Annotated in this window: 11 protein-coding genes; 5 read left to right on the top strand and 6 right to left on the bottom strand. The window is 72.5% G+C overall.

Annotation, left to right across the window (positions count from 1 at the left end):
- Positions 1–133: 133 nt before the first annotated feature.
- On the bottom strand, positions 134–871 hold the full coding sequence (locus BV453_RS11865) for an IclR family transcriptional regulator (RefSeq protein ID WP_249521686.1): 738 nt from the start codon (positions 869–871) through the stop codon (positions 134–136).
- A 94-nt stretch (positions 872–965) separates the two neighbouring features.
- Here BV453_RS11865 and hutH point away from each other — a divergent pair, with 94 nt between their 5' ends.
- The 3 genes from hutH to hutI are packed head-to-tail and all read left to right on the top strand — an operon-like array spanning position 966 to position 5,321.
- Entirely contained in the window at positions 966–2,507 is a 1,542-nt protein-coding gene (hutH, locus tag BV453_RS11860) for a histidine ammonia-lyase (RefSeq protein WP_249521678.1), read from the top strand.
- A complete protein-coding gene (gene hutU / locus BV453_RS11855) occupies positions 2,500–4,158 on the top strand; it encodes a urocanate hydratase (RefSeq protein ID WP_249521677.1) in 1,659 nt (552 codons plus the stop codon). The genes hutH and hutU overlap by 8 nt, the downstream gene beginning before the upstream one ends.
- A complete protein-coding gene (hutI, locus tag BV453_RS11850) occupies positions 4,155–5,321 on the top strand; it encodes an imidazolonepropionase (protein ID WP_249521676.1) in 1,167 nt (388 codons plus the stop codon). Before hutU ends, hutI begins: the two co-directional genes overlap by 4 nt.
- A gap of 12 nt (positions 5,322–5,333) precedes the next feature.
- Here hutI and BV453_RS11845 read toward each other — a convergent pair whose 3' ends face one another.
- Complete coding sequence (locus BV453_RS11845; protein WP_249521675.1) at positions 5,334–6,248, bottom strand: agmatinase family protein; 915 nt, start codon at positions 6,246–6,248, stop codon at positions 5,334–5,336.
- Between the two features lies 1 nt (position 6,249).
- Positions 6,250–7,527, bottom strand: coding sequence for a DUF445 domain-containing protein (locus tag BV453_RS11840; RefSeq protein WP_249521674.1), 1,278 nt, complete (start codon positions 7,525–7,527; stop codon positions 6,250–6,252).
- Between the two features lie 36 nt (positions 7,528–7,563).
- On the opposite strand from BV453_RS11840, the gene BV453_RS11835 reads away from it, so the two are divergent.
- Positions 7,564–7,836 carry a metal-sensitive transcriptional regulator gene (locus BV453_RS11835; RefSeq protein WP_025102619.1) on the top strand — a complete coding sequence of 91 codons (273 nt, stop codon included), beginning with the start codon at positions 7,564–7,566 and terminating at the stop codon, positions 7,834–7,836.
- Positions 7,837–7,856: 20 nt separating this feature from the next.
- On the opposite strand, the gene BV453_RS11830 is transcribed toward BV453_RS11835, so the two are convergent.
- Positions 7,857–9,245: an aspartate aminotransferase family protein gene (locus BV453_RS11830; RefSeq protein WP_249521673.1), complete on the bottom strand. Its 1,389-nt coding sequence runs from the start codon at positions 9,243–9,245 to the stop codon at positions 7,857–7,859.
- A 15-nt stretch (positions 9,246–9,260) separates the two neighbouring features.
- Entirely contained in the window at positions 9,261–10,745 is a 1,485-nt protein-coding gene (locus BV453_RS11825; protein ID WP_249521672.1) for a CoA-acylating methylmalonate-semialdehyde dehydrogenase, read from the bottom strand.
- Positions 10,746–10,905: 160 nt separating this feature from the next.
- On the opposite strand from BV453_RS11825, the gene BV453_RS11820 reads away from it, so the two are divergent.
- Complete coding sequence (locus BV453_RS11820) at positions 10,906–12,384, top strand: PucR family transcriptional regulator (RefSeq protein ID WP_025102616.1); 1,479 nt, start codon at positions 10,906–10,908, stop codon at positions 12,382–12,384.
- 9 nt (positions 12,385–12,393) lie between these two features.
- Here the strand turns inward: BV453_RS11820 and BV453_RS11815 are convergent, their stop codons facing one another.
- Positions 12,394–12,861 carry an Lrp/AsnC family transcriptional regulator gene (locus tag BV453_RS11815; protein WP_025102615.1) on the bottom strand — a complete coding sequence of 156 codons (468 nt, stop codon included), beginning with the start codon at positions 12,859–12,861 and terminating at the stop codon, positions 12,394–12,396.
- Positions 12,862–12,878: the final 17 nt, after the last annotated feature.

Below are 12,878 nucleotides of genomic sequence, written 5' to 3'. Positions count from 1 at the left end.
AAGCTAAGCCTCACAGCGCCGATGGTACTGCAGGGGGGACCCTGTGGGAGAGTAGGACACCGCCGGACTCCTTTTAGACAAGAAGGCCACCCAATGCTGGGTGGCCTTCTTGCGTTAACGCGCAGGTGCTGCGTCAGCGGGCCAGACGCGCCTCGAGCGTCGCCGCTGTCTCGCGCACCGCGTTCGCCAGTACGACCTCCGCACCGTCGGCGTCGGCCCAGGTGACCGCGACCGCGGCGACCGGCCAGCCGGCGACGTCGCGCACGACGGCGCCCACCGAACGCAGGCCTTCCGCGACCTCCCCGTCCTCCGTCGCATACCCCCGAGAGCGTACGTCCCGGAGGAGTTCGCGCAGCTCCCCGGGGTGGCGGGGACCTCGTCCGGTGCGGTCGGAGAATGCCGACGACGCCGGGTACAGCGCGCGTACCTGTTCGCGGGGGAGAGCGGCGAGCATCGCCCGCCCGGTCGCCGTCAGGTGCGCGGGGAGGCGCACGCCGACGTCGGTCACCAGGGCGGGCCGCCGCGGCGCACGCTCCTCGACGATGTACAGCACGTCCCCGCCGCTCATGACCGCCAGGTGCGCGCTCTCCCCGAGCTGGTCGGAGAGCCCGGCGATGAGCGGACGGCCGAGCCGTGCCAACGGCTGCTGCCGGGCGTAGCCTCCAGCCAGCTCGAAGGCCGATGTCCCGAGTCCCCACCGGCGCTCCTCGCGGAGGTGCAGCACGAAGCCGTGGGTGGCGAGCGTGCGCAGCAGGTGATAGACCGTCGATCGCGGAAGCGTCAGCTCGCGGGCGATCGCGGACGCGGCCACCGGCGCCGGCCGGCCCGCCAAGTAGCTCAGGATGCGCAGGGTCTGCGCCGCGGCAGGCACCTGGGCGTCAGCGGTCTCGGAGATGTCTGGGATCACAGACAAAGGTTGCCACGAAGCCGTGTGCACGTCGACCCCGCGGGTGTGGAATCGAGACATGAGCGATCCAGCCCCTGTCCTCGTCGGCGCCGCCCCCCTTTCCCCGGCCGAGGTCGTCCGCGTCGTCCGTCACGATGTGCCCGTTGTCGTCGACCCCGCGGCGCTGGCCAGAGTCGCCGAGACCCGGCGTGTGATCGACGGCCTCGCCGCGGACCCGCACCCGCATTACGGGGTGTCCACGGGCTTCGGTGCCCTGGCGACGACGTTCATCGCTCCGGAACGGCGACTGCAGTTGCAGGCGAGCCTCATCCGCTCCCACGCCGCGGGAACCGGCGCCGAGGTCGAGCGGGAGGTCGTACGCGGGCTCCAGGTGCTGCGCCTCCAGACGCTCGCGTCCGGCCGCACCGGGGTTCGCCCCGTCGTGGTCGAGACGTACGCCGCGCTGCTCAACGCGGGCATCGTGCCGGTGGTCCGCGAGTACGGCTCGCTGGGGTGTTCCGGGGATCTCGCGCCCCTCGCCCACATCGCCCTCGCGGCCATGGGCGAGGGCGATGTGCGCGACAGCGCGGGCCGGCTCGTCCCGGCGGCCGACGCCCTCGCGGACGCTGGCATCGAGCCGCTCACGCTCGTGGAGAAGGAGGGCCTCGCCCTCATCAACGGCACCGACGGGATGCTCGGCACGCTGGTGCTCGCGCTCCACGATCTGGAGACGCTGCTCCTGACGGCGGATGTGGCGGCGGCGATGTCGGTGGAGTCGCAGCTCGGCACCGATGCGGTGTTCGCCGCCGATCTCATGGCGCTGCGTCCGCAGGCGGGGCAGGCGGTATCCGCCGGTTACCTCCGGGCGCTGCTCGCCGGGTCGCCGATGGTCGCGAGCCACAAGGGCCCGGAAGACGGCCGTGTCCAGGACGCGTACTCCCTGCGCTGCTCGCCGCAGGTGCACGGCGCCGCGCGCGACACGCTCGGGTATGCCGAAATGATCGCGGAGCGCGAGCTCTCCAGTGTCATCGACAACCCCGTCATCACCCTCGACGGCCGCATCGAGTCCAACGGCAACTTCCACGGAGCGCCCGTCGCCGCGGTCCTCGACTTCCTGGCGATCTCGATCGCCGACGTCGCCTCCGTGTCCGAGCGGCGCACCGACCGCGCGCTGGATCCGGCCCGCAGCCACGGGCTCCCGCCGTTCCTCGCGGCGGAGGTCGGGGTCGATTCCGGGCTGATGATCGCGCAGTACGCGGCGGCCGGCATCGTCTCCGAGCTCAAGCGTCTCGCGGTTCCCGCCTCGGTCGACTCCATCCCCTCCTCGGCGATGCAGGAGGACCACGTCTCGATGGGCTGGGCCGCAGCACGGAAGCTGCGTCGGGCGATCGACGGCCTCTCCCGCGTCCTCGCGATCGAGATCCTCACCGCCGCCCGCGCGCTGGATCTCCGCGCGCCGCTGGAGGCAGGCCCGGCGACCGGCGCCGTGCGCGACCTCGTCCGCACGGTCGCCGCCGGCCCCGGCCCTGACCGCCACCTCTCGCCCGAGATGGAAGCCGTGACCGCCCTCGTCCAGTCGGGTGCCATCGCCCGTGTCGCAAAGGAGCACATGCATGACTGAGGAGAACGCAGCGCGCACGGTACGCGCAGCCCGCGGTGCCGAGCGCACCGCCAAGAGCTGGGGCGCCGAGGCGGCCAAGCGCATGCTCATGAACAACCTCGATCCCGAGGTCGCCGAGCACCCGGAAGACCTGGTGGTCTACGGCGGGACGGGCAAGGCGGCGCGTAGCTGGGCGGCGTACGAGGCGATCGTCCGCACGCTCGACGAGCTGGAGCCGGATGAGACGCTGCTCGTCCAGTCCGGCAAGCCGGTGGGCGTGTTCCGCACCCACGAGTGGGCGCCGCGCGTGCTCATCGCCAACTCGAACCTCGTGGGCGACTGGGCGACCTGGCCGGAGTTCCGCCGTCTGGAGGAGCTGGGGCTGACCATGTACGGCCAGATGACCGCCGGCTCCTGGATCTACATCGGCACGCAGGGCATCCTGCAGGGGACGTACGAGACGTTCGCCGCGGTCGCCCGCTCGCTCGGGCGCGATTCCCTGCGGGGGACGCTGACACTGACGGCCGGTGCGTGCGGGATGGGCGGGGCGCAGCCCCTCGCCGTGACCCTCAACGAGGGCGCGGTCCTGATCGTGGACGTCGACGAGACGCGGCTGGCCCGCCGTGTGGAGCATCGGTACCTCGACGAGTACACCACCGACCTCGATGCGGCGGTGGCCCGGGTCGTCGCGGCGAAGGACGCCGGTCACGCCCTCTCGGTCGGCGTCGTGGGCAATGCCGCGGAGATCTTCCCTGAGCTCCTGCGGCGGGGCGTGCCCATCGACGTGGTCACCGACCAGACCAGCGCCCACGACCCCCTCGCGTACCTGCCGATCGGTGTCGACGTGGCCCGGTGGAAGAAGGAGGCGGCGCGCGATCCCGAGGAGTTCACCCGGCGGTCGAGGGAGTCGATGGCCGCCCACGTCGCCGCGATGGTCGGCTTCCAGGACGCGGGGGCGGCCGTGTTCGACTACGGCAACTCGATCCGCGCGGAGGCGCAGCTCGGCGGCTTCGACCGGGCGTTCGCGTTCCCCGGATTCGTCCCCGCCTACATCCGCCCGCAGTTCGAGGAAGGGCGAGGACCGTTCCGCTGGGTGGCGCTGTCCGGAGACCCGGAGGACATCTTCAAGACGGACCGCGCGATCGCCGAGCTCTTCCCCGAGGACACCGCCCTGCACCGCTGGCTCGACAAGGCGGGGTCGGCCGTCCACTTCGAGGGCCTGCCGGCGCGTATCTGCTGGCTGGGCTACCAGGAGCGGCACCTCGCCGGACTGAAGTTCAACGAGATGGTCGCCTCGGGAGAGCTGTCCGCGCCGATCGTCATCGGCCGCGACCACCTCGACTCCGGCTCCGTCGCATCGCCGTACCGGGAGACCGAGGCGATGAAGGACGGTTCCGACGCGATCGCCGACTGGCCGCTGCTCAACGCCCTCCTCAACACCGCCTCCGGGGCGTCGTGGGTGTCGCTGCACCACGGCGGCGGGGTGGGGATCGGACGCTCGATCCACGCCGGGCAGGTCACGGTGGCGGACGGTTCGGCTCTCGCGGCGGAGAAGCTCGCCCGGGTGCTGACGAACGACCCCGGTACCGGTGTCATGCGGCACGTGGACGCCGGGTACGACCACGCCAAGGAGGTCGCCCGCGACCGCGGACTGAAGGTGCCGATGCTGTGACGACGACGCTCATCTCCGGGATCGGGGAGCTGACGACCAACGTCGCCGCCGGGGGCGACCCGACCGGCACGCTCCGCGAGGCGGCCGTGCTGATCGACGGCGCGCGGATCGCGTGGGTGGGCTCGTCGGCCACGGCTCCCGCGGCGGATGAGGTCGTCGACGCCGGGGGTCGGGCCGTGATCCCCGGATTCGTCGACAGCCACAGCCACCTCGTCTTCGGCGGCGATCGGGCGGCGGAGTTCGAGGCGCGCATGGCGGGGCAGCCGTACGCGGCGGGCGGCATCCGCTCGACGGTGCAGGCGACGCGGGCGGCGACCGACGACGAGCTGCGCGCCCGACTGCACGGGTTCATCGAGGAGCTGCGGACGCAGGGCACCACCACGGTCGAGATCAAGAGCGGTTACGGTCTCGCCGTCGCGGAGGAGGAGCGCCTCGTGCGCCTCGCCGCCGAGGTGACGTCGGAGGTCACGTTCCTCGGCGCGCACGTGGTCCCGGTCGAGTACGCCGACGATCCCGATGCCTATGTCGACCTCGTCGTGGGGCCGATGCTCGACGCCTGCGCCCCGCACTCCCGGTGGATCGATGTCTTCTGCGAGACCGGCGCCTTCACGGTGGCGCAGTCGCGACGGATCCTGGAGGCGGGCAGGGCCCGGGGCCTTGCTCCTCGGGTGCATGCGAGCCAGCTCGGTCCGGGCGACGGCGTGCGGATGGCGGTCGAGCTGGGGGCGGCATCGGTGGATCACGGCACCTACCTCACCGACGCGGACATCGCCGCGCTCGCCGCATCGGACACGGTGCTCACGCTGCTGCCCGGCGTGGAGTTCTCCACGCGCCAGCCCTATCCGGATGCGCGCAGGCTCCTCGACGCGGGTGTGACGGTCGCGCTGGCGTGCGACACGAACCCGGGGTCCAGCTTCACCTCGTCCATGGCCTTCTGCATCGCCATCGCCGTGCGGGACATGGGCATGACCACGGCGGAGGCGGTCTGGGCCGCCACCGCCGGCGGGGCGCGGGCACTGCGGCGCGACGACATCGGCCGGATCGCCCCCGGGGCGCGCGCCGACCTCGTGCTGCTCGACGCCCCCTCCCGCGTGCATCTGGCGTATCGCCCGGGTGTGCCGCTGGTGCAGCGCGTCTGGAAGGACGGGGCGGCCGTCGTCTGAGGGCGGCTCGGGCTAGCGTGCCGCGAGGCCCGCGAGCAGCTCGAGCACGCAGAGGGCGGCGAGCCGCACGGTGCGACCGTCCTCGGCGTCCGCGGTCGCGTCGACCTCGGCGATGTCGGCGCTCGCGACCCGCGGATCGGCGGCGACCGCCCGGGTGAGGGCGCGCAGCTCCCACGCGGCCAGGCCTCCCGGGACGCTGGCCGGGCACCCCGGTGCGACCGCGCGGTCGCACACGTCCACGTCGATGTCGAGGTGCACCCGGGCGGCGTCGCCCGCGCCCGCGATCTCGACGGCCTCGGCCACGACGTCGGCGATGCCGCGACGGCGCACGTCGTCGAGGGTGACGACCCGGATGCCCCAGTCGGCCGCGCGGCGGGCGTACGCGGCGGAGTTCGCGAAGTCGGCGAGGCCGATCTGCACGATCCGGGTGGGGTCGATGCGTGCGGTGGGGAGGGCGGACGCCGCCGGGGCGTCTTCGACGAGTCGCCGCACCGGCGTGCCGTTGGAGACGCCGTCGCGCAGGTCGAAGTGGGCGTCGAACGTGATCAGGCCCGTCGCCCGGGCGCCGAGCGCGACCGGATAGGTGAGGGAGTTGTCGCCGCCGAGGGCGATGACGAGGTCTGACGCTCCCGCGAGTTCCCGGACCCGCTCGATCGTCCGCGCCTCTCCCGCGTCGCCGTCCGGCTCCGGCACGTCCCCGGCGTCCGCGATGCGGAGCACCTCGTCCAGGTCGATCGTCGGTGGGCCGAGGACCGTCGTGCCGTAGCGGGGGAGCGCCTCGCGGATCGCGGCCGGGGTCGCGTGCGCCCCGGTCGGGGACAGGGAGGTGCGCCAGGTCGGGACGCCGAGCAGCACCGCATCGGCCGTGCCCTCGAACGCGGGCCAGGCGCCGGCGCGCGGCCACAGCGGATCGTGGGACAGTGCCATGTCAGACTCCCGGGATCAGGGCGTGGGCGACGGTGAAGATCGCGAGGCCGGCGAGGGCGCCGACGACGGTGCCGTTCAGGCGGATGTACTGCAGATCGCGGCCGACCATGAGCTCGATCTTCTCGGTGGTCTCGGCGGGATCCCAGCGCTCCACGGTGTCGGTGATGATCGAGGCGATGTCGTGCCGGTACCGGTCGACGAGGAAGACAGCCGCATCGGAGACCCACGTGTCGACGCGGCGCTGCAGGGCGGCGTCGGTCGTGAGCCGCTCGCCGACCTCCTGCAGCGCCTGCACGGCGCGACGGCGCAGCCCGCTCTCCGGGTCGGCGAGGGAGGTGAGGAGTCCGTTCTTGGCGGTGTTCCACGCCTCTGCGGCGAGGGCGCCGACGCGCGGGCTGTCGAAGAGCGCGGCCTTGGCGTTCTCCAGCTTCTCGCGCGTCGCGGGATCGTTCTGCAGGGCGTCCGCGAGGCGGGACAGGTACCCGTCGATCGCGAGGCGGGCCGGATGCTGCGGGTCGGCCTGCACGGCGCGGACGAACTTGACCGCCTCGTTGTACACGGTGTCGTCGATGAGGCGGTGCGCGATCTTCGGCATCCATCCGGGGAGCCGCCGGGAGACGAGTCCGGTGAAGGAGGCCGCGTTGGCGTCGAGCCATCGCCCGATGCTGTCCACCGCGAGGTCGACGGCACCGTGGTGCGCCTCCGCCTCCACGATCTTCTCCAGCCACGCCCCGGCGGGCGGCCCCCACTCCGGCGCGACGAGATGCTCGCGCGCGAGGTCGGCGAGGAGATCGCGCACGTCGTCGTCGCTCAGGGCGTTCAGCACGGCCGTCGCGACCGTCGCCCCCTCTGCCGCCACGCGCTCGGCATGCGGGGTCTCGCGAAGCCACTCCCCGGCGCGGAGGGCGATCGCGGTGCTGGTCAGCTTGGTGCGCACGACGTCGGCGGCGAGGAAGTTCGTCTCCACGAACTCGCCCAGCGTGCGGCCGATCTCGTCCTTGCGGTTCGGGATGATCGCGGTGTGCGGGATGGGCAGGCCGAGCGGACGGCGGAACAGCGCGGTCACCGCGAACCAGTCCGCCAGCGCGCCGACCATGCCGCCCTCCGCCGCGGCGCGGACGTACGCGAGCCCGCCGACCCGCTCCTGGAACGCGAAGGCGACGACGAAGGCGAGGGCCATGAAGATCAGCGCCCCGAGCGCGACGGCCTTCATCCGCCGCAGCGCGCGCCGGCGCTCCTGGTCGGCGACGGAGAGCAGCGTCGTGGGTGTTCGCGGCATGACGTCATCCTTTCACGGGGCGAGTAGCCTCGATACGTGATCGAAGACATCAAGAAGCGCGCCCTGCACCGCACCAGCATCCTCGAGGGTCAGATGCGCGGCGTCGCGCGGATGATCGAGAACGAGGAGTACTGCATGGACATCATCACGCAGTCCCGCGCGATCCAGCGCTCCCTCGAGTCGCTCAACCGTCTGCTGCTGGAGAACCACCTGCGCACGCACGTCACCCACATGTTCGAGGACGGTGGCGAGGAGCGCGACAAGGCCGTCGGCGAGCTCCTCAAGGCGTTCGACTTCGACCGCAAGTAGCGGCCGGCGGGGGACGCCTCTCAGGCGACCGCGTACCCGTCGGCGACCGCCAGCGCCTCCTCGATCGCTGCCAACCCCCGCACCAGCTCCGCCTCCTCGATCACCAGCGGCGGAGCGATGTGCACGCGGTGGAAGTGCGTGAAAGGCCAGACCCCTGCCCGCTTCGCGGCGGCGGCGAACGCCGTCATCGGGGCGGCGTCGGCACCGCTCGCGTTGAACGGCACCAGCGGCTCCCTGGTCTCCTGATCCCGCACGAGCTCCACCGCCCAGAACAGCCCGCGACCGCGCACCTCGCCCACGCTCGGATGCGACTGCGCCCACGAGCGCAGGGTCGGACCGACGACCCGCTCGCCGAGGTCGCGCACCCGTTCCAGGATGCCGTCGCGGCGGAACACCTCGAACGTGGCCACACCGGCCGCGCAGGCGAGAGGGTGCCCGGAGTACGTCAGTCCGCCCGCGAACGGGACGGTGTCGAAGGCCGCCGCGATGCGGTCGGAGATCACGACGCCGCCGAGGGGCACGTAGCCCGAGTTCACGCCCTTCGCGAAGGTGATCAGGTCGGGGCGGCCCTCGAAGGCATCGATCCCGAACCACTCGCCGAGCCGGCCGAATCCCACCATCACCTCGTCCGCGATGAAGACGATCCCGTAGCGATCGCAGAGCGCGCGTACCCCGGGCAGATAGCCGGGCGGCGGAAGCAGCACGCCGTTGGTGCCGACGACCGTCTCGACGATGATCGCGGCGATGGTCTGCGGTCCCTCGAGCTGGATGGTCTGCTCCAGATGCGCGAGGGCGCGCTCCGTCTCCTGCTCGGTCGTCTCGCTGTGGAACGGGGAGCGGTAGAGGTACGGTCCGAAGAACCGCACGGCCCCGGTGTCCGTGACGTCGTTCGCCCAGCGGCGCGGGTCGCCGGTGAGGGAGATCGCGGTCGCGGTCGAGCCGTGGTAGCTGCGGTACATCGACAGCACCTTCCGGCGGCCCGTGGCCTGCCGGGCCATGCGCACCGCGTACTCGTTCGCCTCCGCGCCGCCATTCGTGAAGAACACCTTCTCGAACCCGTCGGGAGCGACCTCGGCGATGAGACGGGCGAGCTCCCCGCGCACATCGTTGGCCATCGACGGCTGGATGGTCGCGAGCCGCCCGGCCTGCTGCTGGATCGCGGCGACGAGGTCCGGGTGCTGGTGGCCGAGGTTGAGGTTCACCAGCTGGCTGGAGAAGTCGAGGTAGGCGGTGCCCTCGTAGTCCCAGAACGTCGAGCCCCGACCGGTGGCGACCGGCAGCGGGTCGATCAGCGCCTGCGCGCTCCAGGAGTGGAAGACATGGGCGCGGTCGTCGGCGCGCACCTGCGCCTCGGCGTCCGAGGCGGGGAGCGGGAAGGTGAGTCCGTGGCGGTCGGTGAAGGTCGTCATCGTGATCGCTCCTCGTCAGTGGTTGCTCGGGAAGCCGAGGTCGATCTGCGACGGGGTGTGGTCGGGCCACCGCGTCGTCACGACCTTTGACCGCGTGTAGAAGTGCACCGACTCCGGGCCGTAGATGTGCGCGTCGCCGAAGAGCGAGTCCTTCCACCCGCCGAACGAGTATGCGCCGATGGGCACCGGGATCGGGACGTTGACGCCGACCATGCCGACCTCGATGTCGAACTCGTACTGCCGCGCCGTCCCGCCGTCGCGCGTGAAGATCGCGGTCCCGTTGCCGTAGGCGTTCGCGTTGACGAGCGCGACCGCCTCCGCGTAGGAGCCCACGCGCACGACGGACAGGACCGGGCCGAAGATCTCGTCGTCGTAGACGCGCATGCCGGGCGTGACGTCGTCGATCAGGCTCACCCCGAGGAAGAAGCCGTCGCCGTCGAACCGCTTCGTGGTGCCGTCGACGACGACCGTGGCGCCCTCCCCGGGGGCCTCTGTGACGTAGGAGGCGACCCGGTCACGGTGCTCCGCGGTGATGAGGGGCCCCATCTCGCTCGCCGCATCCGTGCCGGGGCCGATCGAGAGGCCGTCGATGCGGCGGGCGATCGCGGCGACGAGGTCGTCGGCGATGTCGCCCACCGCCACGAGCACGGACACCGCCATGCAGCGCTCGCCCGCGGAGCCGTAGGCTGCGGAGACGGCGGCGTCGGCGGCCGCGTCGATGTCGGCGTCGGGCATCACGACCATGTGGTTCTTCGCGCCGCCGAGCGCCTGGACCCGCTTCCCGGCGGCGGACGCCCGTCCGTAGATCGACCGGGCGATCGGGGTCGAGCCGACGAAGCTCACCGCCTGCACCTGCGGGGAGCCGAGGAGCGCGTCGACGGCCTCCCGGTCGCCGTGCACGACGTTGAGGACGCCGTCCGGGAGACCGGCCTCGCGGAAGAGCCGTGCGAGCCAGACCGCGGCGGACGGATCCTTCTCGCTGGGCTTGAGGACGACGGTGTTGCCGCACGCGATCGCGGAGGCGACCATCCACAGCGGCACCATGACCGGGAAGTTGAACGGGGTGATGGCCGCGACCACGCCGACCGGCTGCTTCACGGAGTGCACGTCGACCCCGCGGGCGACCTGCTCGCTGCGCTCGCCCTTGAGCAGGTGCACGAGCCCCGCGGCGAACTCGACGTTCTCGATGCCCCGGGACACCTCGCCGGCCGCGTCGGACAGGACCTTCCCGTGCTCGGACGTGACGATGGCGGCGAGCTCGTCCGTCCGTTCCTTGAGGAGCTGACGGAGCCGGAAGAAGACGTCGGCGCGTTTGATGAGGCTCGTCTCCCGCCACGCCGGCAGGGCGGCAGCAGCGGCGGCCACCGCGGCGTCGACCTCGGTGGCCGAGGCCAGTGCGACCTCTTTCGTGACGGCACCTGTCGCCGGGTCGAAGACGGGGCCGCGGCGCGCCGCCTCGGCGGTCTCGGTGCCGTTGATGACGTGACGGACGATGTCCACGGGTGCTCCTTCGCAGAGGGGATCGCGTCTCGCACACTCTGACCGAGGGTCGCTACGCTGGGGTTCGGCCCATGCTGACAGGAAACGGAGCGCGTGCGGAGTGGCAGAGCGTCAGGACTTCTCGGTGGATCGGACAGATCGTCCGGATCGATCGCCTTCGGTGCTGCGTGTCGGGGACGTGCTCGCGCTTCCCGCGGTGCAGGCGGGGGCGCCGACCGTCCTCGTCGGGGGCCCGGCGCTCGACGCCGGGGTGCGGTGGGTCCACGCCTCGGACAGCGCCGCCGTCGCCCGCCTGCTCGACGGCGGCGAGCTGCTGCTCACGACCGGCGCGGCCTGGCCGACGAACCCCGCAGCGCTGCGCGTGCTCGTGGCGGAGCTGGCGGCGGTGGGGGTGTGCGGCATCGTCGTCGAACTCGGCCCGCGGATGCCCCGCGTCCCGGTCGCGGTCGTCGAGGCCTGTGCCGCCTCGGGCCTCGCCCTGATCGCGCTCGGGGTGGAGGTCAAGTTCGTCGCGGTGACCGAGGCCGTGCACCGCGCGCTGATCGAGGCCCAGACCGTGGCGCTCCGCGAGCGTCAGCGCCTGCACGACCTCTTCACCACCCTCAGCCTCCGCGGCGCGCCGGCCGACCTCATCGTGTCCGAGGTCGCCCGCGCGCTCGACGCCCCGGTCCACCTCGAGAATCCGGCGGGGGAGGTCGTGGCGGTCGAAGCGCTCCGCGCCGCGGTCGGTGAGGCCCTCCGCCAGGCGGAGCGGGGCGGCGATCGGGTGCCCGTGCAGGCGCGCGGTGTGCGCTGGGGCTGGCTCATCGCGGCGGAGGGTCCGCCGCACCCCGCCGGTCGGTCCACGGTCCTGGAGCTGGGAGCGACGGCCCTCGCCTTCGGCTGCCTCGCTGATGGCGAGGGGGCGTGGACCGTGCTCGCCCATCGCAGCCTCGTCGAGGATCTTCTCGGTGCGCGGTTCGCCCGCGAGGAAGACGTCGAGGTCCGGCTCCGGAGACTCGGGCTCGACCTCTCGGGCGGGACCGTCTCCGGCCTCGTCTTCCGCACGGACGAGGACGCGGGGACGCTCGTCGCCCGCGCGCGTGCGGCGGGGCTGTCCGCGGTGGGGGCCCGGCGGGGAGCGGACCTGGTCCTGCTCCTGGCCGCCGGATCCGACGCGCTGACCGATGCCGTCCTCGCGCACCTCTCGGACGGCGCGCCCGTGACCGTCGGACCGAGCGCCGAAGGCGTCCGCGGCCTCCTGGCCTCGATCCGCGCCGCGCTCGACCTCGCCGCACGGCCGTCCGGGGGCGACGTGCCGGCGGTCCGCCGCGTCGCCGACCGGCCCCTCGAACGCCTCGTATCCGCTCTGCGCGACGACCGGCGGCTCCAGGCGCACAGCGAGCAGATGCTGGAGCCGCTCGTCCGTCACGACCGGGATCGCCGCGGAGACCTGCTCGCGGTCCTCGCTGCCCTCGTCGCGCACCCCGGCAACCGCTCCGCGGCGGCGGCCGCGAGCCATCTCTCGCGCTCGGTGTTCTATCAGCGCCTCGCGCTCATCGGCGACCTGCTCGGCGCGGATCTGGACGACGGGGAGACCCTCGCCGCCCTGCACCTCGCCCTCCTCGCCCGCCGTCGCGAGGAGACGCGGCCGCGCTGAGACCGACCGTCAGCGCGTGCCCCAGGCGAACTGCTGCTTCTGGAGCTTCGCGTAGATGAAGGTCTCGGTCGACACCACGCCCGGGATCGGCCGGATGCGATCGTTGACGAGGGCCAGCAGATGGTCGTCGTCCTCGCACACCGCCTCGACGAGCACGTCGAACGATCCGACCGTGATCACGACGTAGTCGACCTCGTCGATGTCGGCGATCGCCTCGGCCACGCCTCGGGCGTCCCCGGCGACCTTGACGCCGACCATCGCCTGCCGGTGGAAGCCGAGCTGCATGGGATCGGTCACCGCGACGATCTGCATCACTCCGGACTCGGTGAGCCGCTGCACGCGCTGCCGGACGGCGGCCTCGCTCAGGCCGACGATCCGGCCGATCTCGGAGTACGAGCGCCGCCCGTCCTCCTGCAGCATCTCGACGATGGTCTTGGAGATCGCGTCGAGGGTATGGTCCTTCTTCGACGGTGCCATGGTGTGATCTTGGCACC

The sequence above is a fragment of the Microbacterium sp. ER1 genome, assembly GCF_023383675.1.
Classification (GTDB): Bacteria; Actinomycetota; Actinomycetes; order Actinomycetales; family Microbacteriaceae; genus Microbacterium.
The sequence above is the reverse complement of the archived record's forward strand: the minus strand, read 5'-3'. Positions and strand labels throughout refer to the sequence as shown.